The 17,498-nt window shown below is 48.8% G+C and carries 16 protein-coding genes; 10 read left to right on the top strand and 6 right to left on the bottom strand.

Features of this window, described 5'->3' with window-relative positions; translation table 11 throughout:
* Window positions 1-50 precede the first annotated feature (50 nt).
* Genes ccoP through ccoN form a run of 4 tightly spaced genes read right to left on the bottom strand, consistent with a single transcriptional unit; the run spans window position 51 to window position 3,212 of the window.
* Window positions 51-965: a cytochrome-c oxidase, cbb3-type subunit III gene (gene ccoP, locus O6P33_RS06635; protein WP_269819408.1), complete on the bottom strand. Its 915-nt coding sequence runs from the start codon at window positions 963-965 to the stop codon at window positions 51-53.
* Window positions 962-1,153 (bottom strand): cbb3-type cytochrome oxidase subunit 3, encoded by a 192-nt coding sequence (locus tag O6P33_RS06640; protein ID WP_269819409.1) that lies wholly within the window; start codon window positions 1,151-1,153, stop codon window positions 962-964. Before O6P33_RS06640 ends, ccoP begins: the two co-directional genes overlap by 4 nt.
* Window positions 1,154-1,158: 5 nt before the next feature.
* Window positions 1,159-1,770: a cytochrome-c oxidase, cbb3-type subunit II gene (ccoO, locus tag O6P33_RS06645; RefSeq protein WP_269819410.1), complete on the bottom strand. Its 612-nt coding sequence runs from the start codon at window positions 1,768-1,770 to the stop codon at window positions 1,159-1,161.
* Window positions 1,770-3,212 (bottom strand): cytochrome-c oxidase, cbb3-type subunit I, encoded by a 1,443-nt coding sequence (gene ccoN, locus O6P33_RS06650; RefSeq protein WP_269819411.1) that lies wholly within the window; start codon window positions 3,210-3,212, stop codon window positions 1,770-1,772. The genes ccoO and ccoN overlap by 1 nt, the downstream gene beginning before the upstream one ends.
* Window positions 3,213-3,592: 380 nt before the next feature.
* Here ccoN and O6P33_RS06655 point away from each other — a divergent pair, with 380 nt between their 5' ends.
* Window positions 3,593-4,219 carry an alpha/beta fold hydrolase gene (locus O6P33_RS06655; protein ID WP_269819412.1) on the top strand — a complete coding sequence of 209 codons (627 nt, stop codon included), beginning with the start codon at window positions 3,593-3,595 and terminating at the stop codon, window positions 4,217-4,219.
* Between the two features lie 34 nt (window positions 4,220-4,253).
* Here the strand turns inward: O6P33_RS06655 and O6P33_RS06660 are convergent, their stop codons facing one another.
* On the bottom strand, window positions 4,254-5,162 hold the full coding sequence (locus O6P33_RS06660) for a LysR family transcriptional regulator (protein WP_269819413.1): 909 nt from the start codon (window positions 5,160-5,162) through the stop codon (window positions 4,254-4,256).
* A gap of 194 nt (window positions 5,163-5,356) precedes the next feature.
* On the opposite strand from O6P33_RS06660, the gene O6P33_RS06665 reads away from it, so the two are divergent.
* Window positions 5,357-6,229, top strand: a complete 873-nt coding sequence (locus tag O6P33_RS06665; protein ID WP_269819414.1) for an NAD(P)-dependent oxidoreductase — start codon at window positions 5,357-5,359, stop codon at window positions 6,227-6,229.
* Between the two features lie 42 nt (window positions 6,230-6,271).
* Window positions 6,272-6,523, top strand: a complete 252-nt coding sequence (locus O6P33_RS06670) for a YkgJ family cysteine cluster protein (RefSeq protein WP_269819415.1) — start codon at window positions 6,272-6,274, stop codon at window positions 6,521-6,523.
* Between the two features lie 86 nt (window positions 6,524-6,609).
* On the opposite strand, the gene gltA is transcribed toward O6P33_RS06670, so the two are convergent.
* On the bottom strand, window positions 6,610-7,893 hold the full coding sequence (gltA, locus tag O6P33_RS06675; protein WP_269819416.1) for a citrate synthase: 1,284 nt from the start codon (window positions 7,891-7,893) through the stop codon (window positions 6,610-6,612).
* A 371-nt stretch (window positions 7,894-8,264) separates the two neighbouring features.
* Here gltA and sdhC point away from each other — a divergent pair, with 371 nt between their 5' ends.
* The 7 genes from sdhC to lpdA all read left to right on the top strand — a co-directional run bounded on the left by sdhC (window position 8,265) and on the right by lpdA (window position 17,390).
* On the top strand, window positions 8,265-8,639 hold the full coding sequence (gene sdhC / locus O6P33_RS06680; protein WP_269819417.1) for a succinate dehydrogenase, cytochrome b556 subunit: 375 nt from the start codon (window positions 8,265-8,267) through the stop codon (window positions 8,637-8,639).
* Window positions 8,633-9,001: a succinate dehydrogenase, hydrophobic membrane anchor protein gene (gene sdhD, locus O6P33_RS06685; protein ID WP_269819418.1), complete on the top strand. Its 369-nt coding sequence runs from the start codon at window positions 8,633-8,635 to the stop codon at window positions 8,999-9,001. Before sdhC ends, sdhD begins: the two co-directional genes overlap by 7 nt.
* A gap of 3 nt (window positions 9,002-9,004) precedes the next feature.
* Complete coding sequence (sdhA, locus tag O6P33_RS06690; protein ID WP_269819419.1) at window positions 9,005-10,792, top strand: succinate dehydrogenase flavoprotein subunit; 1,788 nt, start codon at window positions 9,005-9,007, stop codon at window positions 10,790-10,792.
* Window positions 10,793-10,818: 26 nt separating this feature from the next.
* Window positions 10,819-11,523: a succinate dehydrogenase iron-sulfur subunit gene (locus O6P33_RS06695; RefSeq protein ID WP_269819482.1), complete on the top strand. Its 705-nt coding sequence runs from the start codon at window positions 10,819-10,821 to the stop codon at window positions 11,521-11,523.
* Between the two features lie 244 nt (window positions 11,524-11,767).
* A complete protein-coding gene (locus tag O6P33_RS06700) occupies window positions 11,768-14,599 on the top strand; it encodes a 2-oxoglutarate dehydrogenase E1 component (RefSeq protein ID WP_269819420.1) in 2,832 nt (943 codons plus the stop codon).
* A 73-nt stretch (window positions 14,600-14,672) separates the two neighbouring features.
* Window positions 14,673-15,881, top strand: a complete 1,209-nt coding sequence (gene odhB, locus O6P33_RS06705) for a 2-oxoglutarate dehydrogenase complex dihydrolipoyllysine-residue succinyltransferase (RefSeq protein ID WP_269819421.1) — start codon at window positions 14,673-14,675, stop codon at window positions 15,879-15,881.
* Between the two features lie 72 nt (window positions 15,882-15,953).
* Window positions 15,954-17,390: a dihydrolipoyl dehydrogenase gene (gene lpdA / locus O6P33_RS06710; RefSeq protein ID WP_269819422.1), complete on the top strand. Its 1,437-nt coding sequence runs from the start codon at window positions 15,954-15,956 to the stop codon at window positions 17,388-17,390.
* Window positions 17,391-17,498: the final 108 nt, after the last annotated feature.

The raw sequence follows: 17,498 nt of genomic DNA on the forward strand, positions 1-17,498 counted from the left end.
TACGCCTGCTGACGTTCCAGCAGAGAGTGACAGCATGTCGCACGTGTCATTTACTGATCTTTTTCATCGTGCGAAAGGCTGTAGATATAAGCTGTTAATAAGTGCACTTTGTCATTGCCTAAGAAGTCTTCTTGGGCTGGCATGACACCATTACGACCATAACGAATGGTTTGCTGGACTTGGTTGAAGTTTGAACCATATAGCCAAACCTTATCAGTCAAGTTAGGTGCACCAAGCGCTTGGTTGCCTTTACCTTCTGGGCCGTGACAGACGACACACATAGCGTCATAAGATTTTTTACCTGCAGCAAGGTTTAGACCTTCTGGGTTTTTCAATCCTGCTAAGCTGCGTACATAGCCGGTCACATCTTTGACGCCTTGGTTGCCCAATGCGGCTTCCCAGCCAGGCATCGCGGCTTTACGGCCTTTCATGATGGTGGTTTTAATGGTTTCTGGTGAGCCACCCCAGAGCCAATCATCATCAGTTAAGTTAGGGAAACCGTGGGCACCCTTACCGTCAGAACCGTGACAAACAGCGCAGTGCGAAGCAAACAGACGACCGCCCATTTTTAAAGCTAGTTCATCTTTAGCAACTTCAGGAATAGGCATGGCAGCATATTTTGCAAAGATTGGACCGTATTTTGCGTCCGCTCTTTCCATCTCACGATCATACTGTTTAGCTGATGTCCAGCCACCTTGGTAGCCTGGTAGGACACCTTTCCAGTTACCCATACCAGGGTAAAGAACAAGGTAGCCGACCGCAAAGATCAGGGTTCCCACAAACAGCATGAACCACCAGCGTGGTAACGGGTTGTCATACTCTTCAATGCCGTCATAAACATGACCTACGGTTTGATCCGTAGTGTCGGTGCGCTGGCCTTTACGTGTGGCAAAAATAAGCCACACGAGCGCCAGTAAAGTACCTGTCGTAAGGATTACGATGTACCAACTCCAGAAAGAAGTCATTGGTTTTTGCTCCTGGATGTGTCTTTGTTCTGCTCATTAGGAGGCGTCTCTTCGTCATCAGCGAAGGGTAAGTTTGCAGCCTCATCAAAGCTTGTTTTGCGCTTACTGCTGTAAGCCCAAAATACCAAGCTGACGAAAGCAACAAAGATAAGCAGCGTACCTAAACCGCGAAGAGTTCCGATGTCCATGAGCGTTACCGTTTATTCTTAATAGATGTACCAAGAACCTGAAGGTAGGCAATTAAAGCCTCCATTTCAGTCTTGCCCTTAACCGCTGCCACTGCGCCTTCGATGTCTTCGTCGGTGTAAGGCACACCCAACCAGCGCATTGCTTTTATCTTAGTCACTGTGTCTTTGCCGTCTAAGGTGTTCTGCACTAACCAGGGGTAGGCAGGCATGATCGACTCAGGCACAACGTTGCGCGGGTTGTACAGGTGAGCACGGTGCCAGTCATCTGAGTAACGGCCGCCAACGCGCGCCAAGTCAGGACCGGTACGCTTAGAGCCCCATAAAAATGGGTGCTCATAAACGCTTTCACCAGCGACAGAGTAGTGGCCATAGCGCTCTGTTTCAGCGCGGAATGGACGGATCATTTGTGAGTGGCACTGTACGCAGCCTTCACGAATATAAACGTCACGACCTTCTAGCTGTAGAGCTGTGTAGGGCTTTAGGCCTTCGACAGGATCGTTCACCACGTCTTGGAAGAACAGGGGAACGATTTGTACCAAGCCACCAATACTTACTGCAATCACCATAAAGAGCGCGAGTAAACCTACGTTTTTTTCAACGCGTTCATGCCGTTTCATTAGTGAGCCTCTCCAACAGTAAAGCGTGCGTGTGCATTCGCTTTTTCAGTATCTGACGCGCGCACTGTGCGCCATGTGTTGTACGCCATGAGGAACATGCCGAATAAGAAGAACGAACCGCCAATCATACGTACTAAGTAACCGAAGTGACCTGCTTCTAATGCTTCTACAAAGGAGTAGCTTAGGGTGCCGTCCTGGTTAACTGCACGCCACATCAGGCCTTGCATAATACCGTTGACCCACATTGAAGCGATGTACAGTACGGTACCAATTGTAGCTAACCAGAAGTGTGCGTTAATTAAGCCAACACTGTACATTTGCTCACGACCAAAGAGGCGTGGAATCAAGTGATAAAGTGAGCCAATGGAGATCATTGCAACCCAGCCTAAAGCACCTGCGTGTACGTGACCAACGGTCCAGTCAGTGTAGTGCGATAAAGCGTTAACAGTTTTGATGGCCATCATTGGGCCTTCAAAGGTCGACATGCCGTAGAAGGCAAGCGATACAACCAGGAAGCGCAAGATCGGGTCAGTACGTAGTTTGTACCAAGCACCGGATAGAGTCATCATCCCGTTGATCATACCACCCCATGATGGAGCCAGTAGAATCAAGGACATGGCCATACCGAGCGATTGTGCCCAGTCAGGTAGAGCTGTGTAGTGCAAGTGGTGCGGGCCGGCCCAGATGTACACGGTAATCAATGCCCAGAAGTGCACGATAGATAAACGGTACGAGTAAATTGGGCGGTTTGCTTGCTTAGGTACGAAGTAGTACATCATTCCTAAGAAACCTGTGGTCAGGAAGAAACCAACAGCGTTATGGCCGTACCACCACTGCACCATGGCGTCAGTTGCGCCAGAATACAATGAGTATGACTTAAACCAAGAGACTGGAATCGACAGGTGGTTAACAACGTGCAGCATCGCAGTTACTAGAATGAAGGCGCCGTAGAACCAGTTACCCACATAAATGTGCGAGGTTTTGCGCTTAGCGATGGTGCCAAAGAACACAATGGCGTAGGAAACCCACACCACAGCTAGAAGAATAGCGATTGGCCACTCTAACTCTGCGTATTCTTTAGTGGTGGTGAAGCCTTGCGGTAAAGTAATTACAGCCATGACTATCACTAACTGCCAGCCCCAGAAGGTAAAGGCAGCGAGACTGTCTGAGAACAGACGCGTTTGCGAGGTGCGCTGAACCACATAATAAGATGTGGCAAACAATGCACAACCACCAAAGGCAAAAATTACTGCGTTGGTGTGTAGGGGACGGATGCGGCCGAAGCTGATCCACGGTAGGTTAAAGTTCAATTCTGGCCATACTAATTGCGCTGCAATTAGCACGCCAACGCTCATGCCTACAATACCCCAGATCACCGTCATAATGGCGAACTGGCGTACAACCTTGTAGTTATAAGCATTCTCTTGGATTGCTGTGCTCATGCTAAGACTTCCACGGGTAATGGATTGTTCGGAATTAATCATCGACAAGTATGGGCAAAGCACAATGCCATTGCAATCAGTACGTCTTCTGTAACGTCTGAGCAAAAGTAAAGTGTGCTGCAAACCACTTTTATAATGCAGTTGTGTACCTAAATGAAGGTGCATAACCCTTTATTTTGTGGTTGTGAGCTATTGCGTAACTTGTTGATGGTGGCCTATCTTAGCGCAAATCTTCGCCGGATTAATACTGATCCATGACAATAGGACTATATATAGTCCTATTTACTCAATGTGTGCGGTGGATTGCAGTGTATCTGCGTTAAAAGCGGTTTGGCGCTAAGTGAGGGGCTGGCTGTGTGTATTTTAAACAAGGTGAGCGGATGACTGTTTTATACTCCGAGGCAAAAGGTGCGTTTTGTACTTTGATTTTTGCCCATGGCGCAGGTGCGCCAATGGATAGCCCTTTTATGGAGAGCATGACAGCGCTGTTATTGGCACAAGGAATCAGTGTTGTGCGTTTTGAGTTTCCGTATATGGCGCAACGTCGATTAGATGGGCGCCGCCCGCCACCAAATAAAATGGATGTTTTGCAAGACAGTTGGCGCGATCTCTACCGCGAAGTGTTTGAGCAGGTTGCTGGACCCATTGTTTTAGCGGGTAAGTCAATGGGCGGGCGTGTTGCCAGCATGCTGGCAGATGAGCTGCAGGCTAGTGCGCTGATTTGTTTTGGTTATCCTTTCTATCCGGTCAGCAAGCTCGATCAGCCGCGCATCGAGCATTTGCTGAGCTTGCGCACACCAACTTTAATACTGCAGGGTGAGCGCGATGCTTTAGGCAGTCGAGAGGTGGTGCAGACTTACAACCTTTCATCAGCTATTGAAATTGAGTGGCTGGCGATGGCTGATCATGACCTGAAACCGTTAAAACGCTCGGGGTTCACCCATGAGCAGTATCTGCAGAGGGCAGCAATAAAAGTTGCGGACTTTGTTAGAGCGCGTGTTGCTTAAATTACTAGTGAGTTGAAATTGCTGTTTACAGGGGCTAAGTCGTGCTGATTTGTTGCGCTATAAGCAGTAGTTGTTCACGCATCCAGCGATTGGCTGGGTCTTGGTCGGCACTGGCGTGCCAAAACAGATGGCTTTCAATGGGTGCGATGCCGCTGATGGGTAATTCAACGCTGTGCAGTTGATGACGTTCGGCGAAGCGTGCAGGTGCAGTAATGGTTAGATCTGTGCTTTGCAAAACGGTGTGCGCCATTAAATAGTGCTGCGAGCGCAATACAACGTTGCGTTGTAGCCCCATTTTTCCTAGTGCTAGATCAACAGGGCCGAGGCCGCTGCGCCGCGAGGAAATCTGGATATGCTGCGCATTTAAATAGTGTTGCAGTGAGATTTTCTTATGCGCAGAAAGCGGGTGTCCTTTCCGCATAGCGCAGACGTAGCGGTCTTCGAGAAGTTTGGTATGCAGCAGTTGTGGGTCGCTGTTGAGCGGAATATCAATGGCGAAATCTAAGTGGCCAGCGGCCAGTTCTTTGGCTGTCTCGCGACGGCGGGCGAGCAGGCTTTCAATGCGCACATTAGGGGCTGTTTTATGCAGGCGCTGGAATGTTGCTGGCAGCAAAATATCTTCAATTAAGTCAGTCATGCTCAGGCGGAAAGTTTTATTGGCCTGGCTTGGGTCGAAGACCCTGCTGTCATGTACTGAGCCGCGTAGTAGCTGTAGAGCGCTACGTACCGGCGCAATAATATTTTGGGCTAAGGGGGTGGGCGTCATGCCTTGTGCGGTGCGGATGAATAAAGGGTCATTAAAGGTGTCCCGCAGGCGCGCTAGGGCGTTCGAGGCAGCAGGCTGGGTGATGCCGATAATTTGCCCAGCGCGGGTGAGATTGCCTTCGGTATAAATGGCATCAAAAACAATGAATAGGTTCAGGTCAATGTTCGATAAGTTCATTCTTTTTCCAAAGCAAAGCTAGGCTCGTATAAGTGCAGGGGCGCGGGTAGGGTTAATTGATATTGCTTAATGCTAAGCGACAGCATTACTCTTGAGTTTTAAGTCTTATAGCATAACTGTGCGCTCAGTAGGCGTCACTATTTAGTCCGTAGTGGCTGTGGGGCAATAATATACTAAATAAATGGTGGTGAATTATGGCGCGTATTGCGTTTATTGGGTTGGGTGCTATGGGCTACCCCATGGCTGGGCACTTAGCGCAGCAGGGGCATGCTGTCACTGTGTACAACCGTACTGTGGCGACTGCGCAGCGCTGGGTGGAGGAGTATTCTGGCGCTTTTGCGCAGACTCCGGCGCTAGCAGTTTTGCAAGCTGATTTTGTCATGTGTTGTGTGGGAAATGATGATGACCTGCGTGAGGTAACTTTGGGTGCGCAGGGGGCCTTTCAGGCGATGGCAGCGGGCAGTGTGTTTGTTGATCACACTACAGCATCGGCGCAAGTTGCAAGGCAGTTGGCAGTAGCGGCAACACAGCACGGCTTCGATTTTTTAGATGCGCCAGTTTCTGGAGGGCAGGCTGGGGCGCAGAATGCTGTGCTAACAATAATGGTCGGCGGCGAAGAAAGCGTATATGAGCGTGTTGCGCCAATTTTAGCCTGTTATGCAAAGATGCAGCGTCTGATGGGTGGGGTCGGTAGCGGGCAATTGACTAAAATGGTTAATCAGATTTGTATCGGTGGGCTGTTGCAAGGCTTGGCGGAGGCGTTGCATTTTGCACAAAGCGCAGGTTTAGATGCGGATGCGGCAATGCAAGTGATTAGTAAAGGTGCAGCGCAGTCGTGGCAGTTGGAAAATCGCTATCAAACCATGCTGGCAGGTGAGTTTGATTTTGGTTTTGCTGTGGAGTGGATGCGTAAGGATTACGCCATAGTGCTAGAAGAGGCGCGTCGTAATGGTGCAACATTGCCAGTGACTGCCATGGTTGATCAGTTTTATGCTGATGTGATTAATATGGGGGGTGCCCGCTGGGATACTTCCAGTTTAATTGCTCGGCTAAAAACCAAGCAGTAATTACGCTTTTAGTGGGTGGTTGATTATGGGGCAAGGGTTGTAATGGAGTGTCGGGTAGGGTGTGGCGCATGCTGTATTGCGCCATCTATTCATACGCCGATGCCTAATATGCCGCAAGGTAAGAAGGCGGGTGAGCGTTGTTTGAATTTAAATGCAGATAATTTGTGTCAGTTATTTGGACTGCCTGAGCGCCCAGCGTTTTGCGCAGCTTTTCAAGCTGAGTTAAGTGTCTGTGGGGCAAGCCAGGAAGAAGCGGTGCGATTGATTGGGTGGTTAGAAGGCGCCACTGCATAGAGCGTTTTGTTGGTGTTTAATGGCTGTACAAATAAAAAAGGCTGCACATTACTGCGCAGCCTTTTAGGTGGCCTGCTAAAAAAGCATTAACGCTTATCTAGAGGTTCATAATCGCGCTGCTCGTAGCCAGTGTAAAGCTGACGTGGGCGGCTGATTTTGTACGGGCTTGAAAGCATTTCAGTCCAGTGTGAAATCCAGCCGACAGTGCGCGACATAGCAAAGATCACCGTGAACATGCTGGTCGGAATGCCGATGGCTTTCAGAATGATGCCTGAGTAGAAGTCAACGTTCGGATACAGGTTGCGCTCTTTGAAATACGGATCGTTTAGGGCGTACTCTTCAAGCTTCATAGCGAGGTCAAGCTTAGGATCGTTTACGCCGAGCTCAGCCAGAACTTCATCACAGGTTTGCTTCATAACTTGCGCACGCGGGTCGAAGTTTTTGTAAACGCGGTGACCAAAGCCCATCAGTTTGAATGGATCGTTTTTGTCTTTGGCTTTAGCGATAAACTTCTCGATGTTTGACGCATCACCAATTTCATCCAGCATGGTCAATACAGCTTCGTTGGCACCACCATGCGCAGGTCCCCAAAGAGCGGCAATGCCTGAGGCAATGCAAGCAAAGGGGTTGGCGCCTGTAGAGCCGGCAAGGCGTACAGTTGAGGTGGACGCGTTTTGTTCGTGATCAGCGTGCAGAATAAAGATGCGATCCATTGCGCGAATCAGCGCTGGGCTGAAGCGTTTTTCGCCTGCAGGGGTGTTAAACATCATGTGCAAGAAGTTCTCTGAGTAGCAGAGGTCGTTGCGTGGATACATGATGGGTTGGCCGATGGAGTACTTATAGGCCATTGCCGCGATAGTTGGCATTTTAGCAATTAAGCGGTGCGCAGAGATTTCGCGATGCTTTGGATTGTTGTTGTCCAAAGAGTCGTGGTAGAAAGCTGAGAGAGCACCAACAATGCCGCACATGATTGCCATTGGGTGGGCGTCACGACGGAAGCCGTTGAGGAATGACTTTAATTGCTCATTGACCATAGTGTGCTTACTGATGGTGTCAACAAACTCTTTTTTCTGCTCAGGGTTAGGTAGTTCGCCGTGCAGTAATAAATAGCAGGTTTCTAAATAGTCAGACTTAGCCGCAAGCTGCTCAATTGGGTAGCCACGGTGTAATAAAATGCCTTTGTCGCCGTCAATATAGGTGATCTTTGACTCACATGCCGCTGTCGACATAAATCCTGGGTCATAAGTGAAATAACCACTCGCAATAAGATTGCGCACATCAACAACATCTGGACCAATAGTACCAGTCAATACGGGCAGCTCTACGGGGGCTGTGCCCTCGATGATCAACTGCGCTTTTTTGTCAGCCATTGTGGCCTCCTAGTTATGCTTGGAATCATCACGGTCCTGTCTGCAGGGCCCGCGACATGATAGTGGGATAACCGCTTATGTCAATTTGAACTGCTTTAATCACAGTATAGCCATTAAAAGGCTGCAATTATACTGGCCTTAAATTTCAAGTACAGATATTTACGCTAAATGTCAAAGGTGGGCAATGCGCATTTAGGCGAATGTTTTTGCGTTGTCATTTTACTGCTTTTTACACTATACTCGGTTGCTGACCGGCAGAGGCTTTTGCCTAAACTGACGGTCGTCACTCGAATGGTGACGGGTACTTTTTGTTTAAGTATCTTCCCGACAACTCGCCCTGCAGTTTAGGGCTCTCTAAGTGTGAATACGCCGTGAATAGCCAACGACCTGTAAACCTAGATCTTAGGACTATAAAACTCCCAATCACTGCCATCTCTTCCATTCTGCATCGGATTTCAGGTGTTATCCTGTTTTTTGGTATTGCAGTATTGTTGTATGGGCTCGATAAATCCCTTGCTTCTGAGCAGGGTTTTGCTGAGTTTAAAGAGTGCATGACCAGCCCGCTGGCCAAGTTCGTAGTTTGGGTTCTTCTCTCTGGACTGATGTACCACTTAACAGCCGGTATTCGCCATTTAATTATGGACTTAGGTATCGGTGAAACGCTGGAAGGCGGGAAGCTAGGTGCTAAGTTAGTCTTTATTATTTCAGCCGTACTGATTGTATTGATGGGAGTCTGGATATGGTAACTAACGTAACAAACTTCTCTCGATCTGGTCTCTATGACTGGATGGCGCAGCGCGTTTCTGCTGTGGTGCTTGCTGCATACTCATTGTTTTTGCTGGGGTATGTTATTGCAAATCCGGGCATGGGTTACGCCGAGTGGCAGGGCCTGTTTGCCAACAATTGGATGCGTATCTTTAGCTTGTTGAGTTTGGTGGCACTGGGCGCTCACGCCTGGATCGGACTCTGGGCTGTTACTACCGACTATCTAACGCCCATGTCATTAGGCAAGTGGGCAACAGGTGTACGATTTTTAGTCCAAGCGCTGTGCGGCATTATGATGTTCGTACTGTTCGTCTGGGGCGTACAGATTTTGTGGGGAATTTGATTCATGGCCAGTATTCGTACTATCTCTTATGATGCCATTATTGTTGGTGGCGGCGGCGCAGGAATGCGTGCGTCGCTGCAGTTAGCACAAGGCGGGCATAAAACAGCCGTCGTTACTAAAGTATTCCCTACGCGCTCGCATACAGTATCTGCGCAAGGTGGTATCACCTGTGCAATCGCTTCGGATGACCCGAACGATGACTGGCGCTGGCACATGTACGATACCGTTAAAGGTTCCGACTACATCGGTGACCAAGACGCTATCGAATACATGTGTTCAGTTGGTCCGGAAGCCGTGTATGAGTTGGAGCACATGGGACTGCCATTCTCCCGTACTGAAAAAGGCCGCATTTATCAGCGACCATTCGGTGGGCAGTCAAAAGACTTTGGTAAAGGTGGTCAGGCTGCACGTACTTGTGCTGCTGCTGACCGTACTGGTCACGCACTGTTGCATACTTTGTACCAAGCCAACTTAAAGCACGGCACTGTCTTCTTAAATGAGTGGTATGCCGTTGACTTGGTTAAAAACCAAGATGGCGCTGTCGTTGGTGTTGTTGCGATCTGCATCGAAACCGGTGAGGTTGTGCACATCCGCTCGAAAGCTGTTGTTTTAGCAACGGGTGGTGCAGGCCGTATTTTCGCCTCAACCACTAACGCGCTGATTAACACTGGTGACGGTGTTGGTATGGCGTTGCGTGCTGGTGTACCTGTACAAGATATGGAAATGTGGCAATTCCACCCGACCGGTATTGCTGGCGCGGGTACCTTAGTAACTGAGGGTTGCCGCGGTGAAGGGGGTTACTTAATCAATAAGCACGGTGAGCGTTTCATGGAGCGTTATGCGCCCAACGCGAAAGACCTTGCTGGCCGTGACGTTGTTGCGCGCTCTATGGTTAAGGAAATTCTTGCCGGTAACGGTTGTGGCCCTGATGGTGACCACGTACTGCTGAAACTCGATCACCTTGGTGAAGAAGTTCTGCACAGCCGTCTACCCGGTATTTGTGAGCTATCAATTACTTTTGCTCACGTTGACCCAGTGGTTGCGCCAATTCCTGTGGTACCAACCTGTCACTACATGATGGGCGGTATTGCCACCAATATTCATGGTCAAGCTATTGCGCAAGATGCCAACGGTAATGACCAAATTGTTGAAGGCCTGTTTGCTGTTGGTGAAGTTACCTCGGTATCTGTGCATGGCGCAAACCGTTTAGGTGGTAACTCGTTGCTTGACTTGGTGGTGTTTGGTCGTGCGGCAGGTATTCACCTTGAGAAGAGCTTGCGTGAAGGTGTTGACACCCGTGCGGCAAGTGAAAGTGATATCGAAAGCTCAATGGCGCGTCTCTCTGCACTGAATGAGCGCACCACTGGTGAAGATGTTGCACCGCTGCGTAAAGAACTGCAAAGCTGCATGCAGAATAACTTTGGTGTATTCCGTACTGGCGAATACATGAAGAAAGGTATTGCAGAGTTGGAGCAAATGCGTGAGCGCATTGAAAATGTAAAAATCACTGATAAGAGCAGTGCCTTTAATACCGCACGTATTGAAGCGCTGGAGCTGCAAAACCTCTTTGAAGTGGCTGAAGCAACTGCAATTGCTGCCGAGGCTCGTACTGAGTCACGTGGTGCGCATGCTCGTGAAGACTACGAAAGTCGTGATGACGAAAACTGGTTATGCCATAGCATGTACTTCCCTGGGGAAAAGCGTGTGGGCAAACGTGCAGTTAACTTCACACTTTCATCAGCAGTTGAAAAAGATGCTGAATACTTTAAACCCCAAGAACGTAAATATTAAGGGTTATCACGATGACGTTGCCTAAAATATTGCAAGTAAGCGTGTACCGCTACAATCCAGAGGTTAACTCTGCACCGTTCATGCAAGACTTCAATGTACAAATTGATGGTAAAGACATGATGGTGCTGGATGCTCTAGCCCTGATTAAAGAGCAAGATGAGAGCATGTCTTATCGCCGCTCATGCCGTGAAGGTGTGTGTGGTTCTGATGGCATGAACATCGCTGGCAAAAACGGCTTGGCTTGCATCACGCCTCTTTCGAGCGTGGTAAAAAATGGCAAACTGGTAATACGTCCATTACCAGGCTTGCCAATTATTCGTGACCTTGCTGTAGATATGAGCATCTTCTATAAGCAGTACGAAAAAGTGCAGCCGTATTTACAAAATGATACGCCTGCACCAGGAATAGAGCGTTTGCAGTCGCCAGAAGATCGCGAAAAGTTGGATGGATTGTATGAGTGCATTTTGTGCGCATGCTGTTCAACCGGTTGTCCGTCATTCTGGTGGAATCCTGATAAGTTCTTAGGCCCAGCAGCTTTGCTGCAAGCTTACCGTTTCTTGTCAGATTCACGTGACACACAAACGCAAGAACGTTTAGCGCGTCTTGATGACCCGTTCAGCGTCTTCCGTTGTCACAATATTATGAACTGTGTCAATGTGTGCCCGAAAGGCCTGAACCCTACCCGGGCGATTGGTCATATTCGCAGCATGTTGCTACAGAGTGGTACTTAATTTACAGCAGTTAATGTTGTAAATACTTTAGCCACTCATATGAGTACCTTCGTATGGGTGGCTTTAAACGATAAAACAGTTTACAAAGCTGTTTTAGAACGCAATTGACGACTAGCAGGGGCATCCGGGCTGGTACTCGGACTATCTGCGGGGATCGTAGTGGCTTTATCCAAGTCGCTTTTTGTGACTTAAGGCCGTTAAGTTTCCATGCCGGTAGCGTCCCCCTTATCAAGGGTGACCTAGCATGCAAGAAAGCGTAATGCAGCGCATGTGGAGCAGCGCACACCTATCCGGTGGAAATGCTGCCTATGTGGAAGAGCTATATGAACTCTACCTGCACGACCCGAACTCCGTATCGGAAGAGTGGCGTACTTATTTCCAAAAACTACCGGCTAACGGTGGCTTAAGTACTGACGTTTCGCACTCTACAGTTCGTGATCAATTTGTCTTATTGGCGAAAAACCAAAGACGAGCTCAGCCAGTGTCTGCTGGCAGCATCAGCACCGAACATGAGAAAAAACAAGTTGAAGTGCTCCGTTTAATCCAAGCCTACCGTATGCGTGGTCATCAAGCCTCTCAGCTTGATCCGCTGGGTTTATGGGTGCGTCCAATGCAGCCAGACCTGACCGTACAGCACTATGGCTTAACAGATGCAGATCTTGACAGTGTGTTTCGTACTGGCGATTTAAATATCGGCAAAGAAGAAGCTACATTGCGTGAGATCCAGCAAGCTTTACAAGATACCTATTGTCGCACCATTGGTGCTGACTATACCCATATTGTCGATTCAGAACAGCGTCGCTGGTTCCAGCAGCGCTTAGAAAGTGTGCGTAGCCGTCCAAGCTATTCACCAGAAGTGCGCACGCATATTCTTGAGCGACTGACGGCCGGTGAGGGTTTAGAGCGCTACTTGGGCACAAAGTACCCAGGGACTAAGCGTTTCGGTCTTGAAGGTGGTGAGAGCCTTATTCCATTAATGGATGAGATTATTCAACGCTCAGGCTCATACGGCGCGAAAGAAATTGTAGTAGGTATGGCGCACCGTGGACGTCTAAACGTTCTAGTCAATACCTATGGCAAAAACCCCCGTGATCTTTTCGATGAGTTTGATGGCAAGCGTGTTGAAGGCTTAACTTCAGGTGACGTTAAATATCACCAAGGTTTCTCTTCCAACGTGATGACCCCAGGCGGCGAAGTGCATTTGGCGCTGAGCTTTAACCCTTCACACCTTGAGATTGTTTCTCCAGTTGTGGAAGGTTCTGTGCGCGCCCGTCAAGACCGTCGTAACGATCCAGTTGGCGACAAAGTTGTGCCTATTACCATTCACGGTGACTCTGCGTTTGCAGGTCAAGGTGTGGTAATGGAAACTTTCCAAATGTCGCAAACCCGTGGTTACAAAACCGGCGGGACAATTCGTATTGTGATCAACAACCAAGTTGGTTTTACGACCAATAAGCGCGAAGACACACGTTCCACCGAATACGCGACAGACGTTGCAAAAATGATCGAAGCACCGATTTTACATGTGAACGGTGATGATCCAGAAGCAGTGTTATTTGTCACGCAGTTGGCAGTTGACTACCGCATGGAATTTAAGCGTGATGTGGTGATTGACTTAGTCTGCTACCGCCGCCGTGGTCACAACGAAGCGGATGAGCCAAGTGGTACTCAGCCTTTAATGTATAAGTTAATTAGCAAGCAACGTACCACCCGTGAGCTCTATGCTGATGCTTTGATTAAAGATGGAGTGCAAACAGCTGAGCAAGTGGAAGCGCTCGCTAACGAATACCGCACAGCACTGGACAACGGTTTACACGTTGTACAAAGCTTGGTGAAAGAGCCAAACAAAGAGTTATTTGTTGATTGGCGCCCGTACCTAGGGCACAAGTGGACCCCGCGCTTTGATACGCGTTTTGATCTGAAAACATTGCAGAAGCTGGCTCTGAAAATGCAGGAAACCCCAGATGGTTTCGTGGTTCAGCGTCAGGTGACTAAAATCCTTGAAGATCGCCAGAAAATGGCTGCCGGTGGCTTGCCAATTAACTGGGGCTTTGCAGAAACAACTGCGTACGCCACTTTGTTATTTGAAGGCTACCCAATTCGTTTTACTGGTCAAGACGTAGGCCGTGGTACGTTCTCGCACCGTCATGCGGTGTTACACAACCAAAAAGATGGTGAGACTTACATTAGTCTGCAGCACTTGTATAAAGATCAGCCGCGTTTCGACATGTACGATTCTTTCCTCTCTGAGGAAGCAGTACTGGCATTTGAGTACGGTTATGCCAGCACCATGCCGAATGCATTGGTGATCTGGGAAGCACAATTTGGTGACTTCGCCAACGGTGCGCAGGTGGTGATTGACCAGTTTATTACCAGTGGTGAAACCAAGTGGGGCCGTTTATGCGGTTTAACCATGTTGCTGCCACATGGTTATGAAGGACAAGGTCCTGAGCACTCATCTGCACGTTTAGAGCGTTTCTTGCAGTTATGCGCTGAGCATAATATTCAGGTTTGCGTGCCAACTACGCCTGCACAGGTGTATCACATGCTGCGCCGTCAAGCGATTCGTCCGTTGCGCAAGCCGTTGGTTGCATTAACGCCGAAGTCGTTGTTGCGTCATAAGCTGGCGATCTCAACACTTGAAGACTTAGCTGAAGGTACGTTCCAGAACGTAATTGGCGAAGTTGATGCATTGGATGCGGACAAGGTCGAGCGTGTCATTATGTGCAGCGGCAAGGTGTACTATGACCTGTTAGAAAAGCGTCGTAATGATGGTTTAGATAACACTGCGATTGTACGTATTGAGCAGCTGTATCCATTCCCTGAAGCAGATCTGTCTGAGGAACTTGCTAAGTACAAGAACCTTGAACACATCGTTTGGTGTCAAGAAGAACCAATGAACCAGGGCGCTTGGTATCCAAGCCAGCACCATATGCGTCGTGTAGCGACTGCCTACAAGCCCACATTAGAACTGCAATACGCTGGTCGTGTTGCTTCAGCATCACCGGCTTGTGGATACCCATCAATGCACGCAGAGCAGCAAGAGCAGTTACTGCAGGATGCATTTGTAGTCTAGATCAGCGAGAAAGCCACATTGAATATCAATGTGGCTTTTACGTAACAACCGAATTGTATAGGAACTTATTATTATGGCTATTGAGATTAAAGCCCCAGCTTTTCCCGAGTCGGTCGCTGATGGCACCGTTGCAACATGGCACAAACAAGTGGGCGAAGCAGTTAAGCGCGATGAGCTGATTGTTGATATCGAAACTGACAAAGTGGTTATGGAAGTGTTGGCTGAAGCCGATGGCGTGATTACTGAAATTGTTGCTGAAGAAGGGGCAACAGTGCTCAGTGGTGAGCTGTTAGGTAAGTTGGATACTGAGGCTGCAGCTTCAGCACCGGCAGCCAGCGCAGCACCCGCAGCTACTGCTGAGGCAGCAGCTCCAGCTCCAGCCGCAGGAGAGCCGCAGTTGTCTCCGGCTGCACGCAAAATTGCTGAAGAAAACGCCCTTGATCCTGCCGCTATCAAAGGCACAGGTAAAGACGGTCGCGTAACCAAAGAAGACGCAGTAGCCGCTGTTGCTAACAAGCCTGCCGCAGCGCCTAAGGCTCCAACTCCAGCCGCACAAGCACCGCTCTTTGCCGAGGGTGACCGTGTTGAGAAGCGTGTGCCAATGACACGCCTGCGTACTCGAGTTGCTGAGCGTTTGGTTGAAGCACAATCCTCTATGGCGATGTTGACCACGTTTAACGAGGTCAATATGAAGCCTATTATGGATCTACGTAACAAGTACAAAGACTTGTTTGAGAAAACCCATAACGGTGTACGTTTAGGCTTTATGTCTTTCTTCGTTAAAGCTGCGGTTGAGGCACTGAAGCGTCAGCCAGGTGTTAACGCTTCGATTGATGGTGGCGATATTGTTTATCATGGCTATCAAGATATTGGTGTTGCGGTATCCAGCGAGCGTGGTTTAGTCGTACCTGTACTGCGCAATGCTGAGTTTATGAGCTTGGCAGAAGTGGAAGGTACAATTCGTGAGCTAGGTTTGAAAGCACGCGACGGCAAGCTGACTTTAGAAGAAATGACCGGTGGTACTTTCACCATTTCTAACGGTGGTGTGTTCGGTTCCTTACTGTCTACACCAATTGTTAACCCACCACAAACGGCGATTTTGGGTATGCACAAAATCCAAGATCGTCCAATGGCGGTTGACGGTGAAGTGGTTATTTTACCAATGATGTACTTAGCGTTATCCTATGACCACCGTTTAATTGATGGCAAAGAAGCAGTGACTTTCCTTGTCACCATGAAAGATTTGTTAGAAGACCCAGCACGCTTATTGCTGGATATCTGATAATTCTGCTGCCATTTATTGTGTATAAATGGCAGCAGTACGTGGCGCTAGGCCACATAACGAGGAAATCTCATGAGTCAGAAATTTGATGTAATTGTCATCGGTGCAGGCCCTGGTGGCTATGTTGCGGCGATTAAAGCAGCGCAACTGGGCCTTAAAACAGCTTGTATCGAAAAATATCAAGACAAAAGCGGCAAATTGGCACTGGGCGGTACCTGCTTAAACGTGGGTTGCATGCCATCTAAAGCGTTGCTGGATAGCTCTTGGAAATACCATGAAGCTCAAGCTGATTTTGCGGTACACGGTATTGACGTCAAAGACGTTGCGATAGATGTACCCGCAATGATTGGCCGTAAAGATACTATTGTGAAAAACCTGATTGGCGGTATCGCTGGCTTATTTAAAGCCAATGGCGTGACCACCATTGAAGGGCACGGTAAGTTGCTGGCTAACAAGCAAGTTGAAGTCACTGCAGCAGACGGCACTGTGCAAGTTTACCAAGCGGAAAACGTGATTATCGCAGCTGGTTCCCAGCCCATTGATATTCCGCCAGCACCGGTTGATCAAGATGTCATTGTTGACTCTACCGGCGCATTGGATTTCCAAGCCGTACCGAAAAGACTGGGCGTTATTGGCGCGGGTGTGATTGGTCTTGAGTTGGGTTCAGTCTGGGCACGTTTAGGTGCTGAAGTGACTGTAATCGAGGCACAAGATAAGTTCCTTTCTGCAGTCGATGAGCAAGTGGCCAAAGAAGCATTGAAGATTTTTGCTAAGCAAAAACTTGATATTCGCTTAGGCGCACGAGTGACAGGTTCTGAAGTTAAAGATGGCGAAGTTACTGTTAACTTCACCGACGCTAAAGGCGAGCAACACATGACTTTTGATAAGTTAATTGTTGCTGTTGGCCGTCGTCCAGTCACCAACAATGTGTTGTCGGCAGACAGCGGAGTGACCATCGATGAGCGTGGCTTTATCTTCGTCGATGATATCTGTGCAACCAGCGTACCTGGTGTGTATGCGGTAGGTGACGTGGTTCGTGGCCCAATGTTGGCGCACAAGGCTTCGGAAGAAGGCATTATGGTTGCAGAGCGCATTGCTGGTAATAAAGCGCAGGTGAACTATGACCTGATTCCAAGTGTTATTTACACCCACCCAGAAATTGCTGGTGTTGGTCAAACTGAGCAGCAGTTGAAAGGTGACGGTGTGGCAATCAATGTGGGTGTATTCCCATTTGCCGCTAGCGGTCGTGCTATGGCTGCTAATGACACCGCAGGTTTTGTGAAAATCATTGCCGATGCAGAAACTGATCGCGTTTTAGGTGTGCATGTGATTGGCCCAAGTGCTGCAGAGTTAGTGCAACAGGGCGCAATTGCGATGGAGTTTGGCTCCAGTGCTGAAGATTTAGGCTTGATGGTGTTCTCGCACCCAACCTTATCGGAAGCGCTCCATGAAGCGGCGCTCGCCGTGAATGGGAAAGCTATTCATATAGCAAACCGCAAAAAACGTTGATTGATCTACCGCCCCTTTTTAGGGGCGGTATTCGTTCTGCCCTAGGCTGGGGAACCAAGGTAAATTGGTGCCTAGAGGTAGGCAATACAGTAGAAAGCCGCCGTTACA

The organism is Denitrificimonas caeni, from assembly GCF_027498055.1.
In the GTDB taxonomy this organism is placed as follows: Bacteria; Pseudomonadota; Gammaproteobacteria; order Pseudomonadales; family Pseudomonadaceae; genus Denitrificimonas.

Coding starts and splice junctions, on each gene's coding strand:
- ccoP (WP_269819408.1), bottom strand. CDS start 965: ATGACTTCTTTCTGGAGTTGGTACATCGTAATCCTTACGACAGGTACT.
- O6P33_RS06640 (WP_269819409.1), bottom strand. CDS start 1,153: ATGGACATCGGAACTCTTCGCGGTTTAGGTACGCTGCTTATCTTTGTT.
- ccoO (WP_269819410.1), bottom strand. CDS start 1,770: ATGAAACGGCATGAACGCGTTGAAAAAAACGTAGGTTTACTCGCGCTC.
- ccoN (WP_269819411.1), bottom strand. CDS start 3,212: ATGAGCACAGCAATCCAAGAGAATGCTTATAACTACAAGGTTGTACGC.
- O6P33_RS06655 (WP_269819412.1), top strand. CDS start 3,593: ATGACTGTTTTATACTCCGAGGCAAAAGGTGCGTTTTGTACTTTGATT.
- O6P33_RS06660 (WP_269819413.1), bottom strand. CDS start 5,162: ATGAACTTATCGAACATTGACCTGAACCTATTCATTGTTTTTGATGCC.
- O6P33_RS06665 (WP_269819414.1), top strand. CDS start 5,357: ATGGCGCGTATTGCGTTTATTGGGTTGGGTGCTATGGGCTACCCCATG.
- O6P33_RS06670 (WP_269819415.1), top strand. CDS start 6,272: ATGGAGTGTCGGGTAGGGTGTGGCGCATGCTGTATTGCGCCATCTATT.
- gltA (WP_269819416.1), bottom strand. CDS start 7,893: ATGGCTGACAAAAAAGCGCAGTTGATCATCGAGGGCACAGCCCCCGTA.
- sdhD (WP_269819418.1), top strand. CDS start 8,633: ATGGTAACTAACGTAACAAACTTCTCTCGATCTGGTCTCTATGACTGG.
- sdhA (WP_269819419.1), top strand. CDS start 9,005: ATGGCCAGTATTCGTACTATCTCTTATGATGCCATTATTGTTGGTGGC.
- O6P33_RS06700 (WP_269819420.1), top strand. CDS start 11,768: ATGCAAGAAAGCGTAATGCAGCGCATGTGGAGCAGCGCACACCTATCC.
- odhB (WP_269819421.1), top strand. CDS start 14,673: ATGGCTATTGAGATTAAAGCCCCAGCTTTTCCCGAGTCGGTCGCTGAT.
- lpdA (WP_269819422.1), top strand. CDS start 15,954: ATGAGTCAGAAATTTGATGTAATTGTCATCGGTGCAGGCCCTGGTGGC.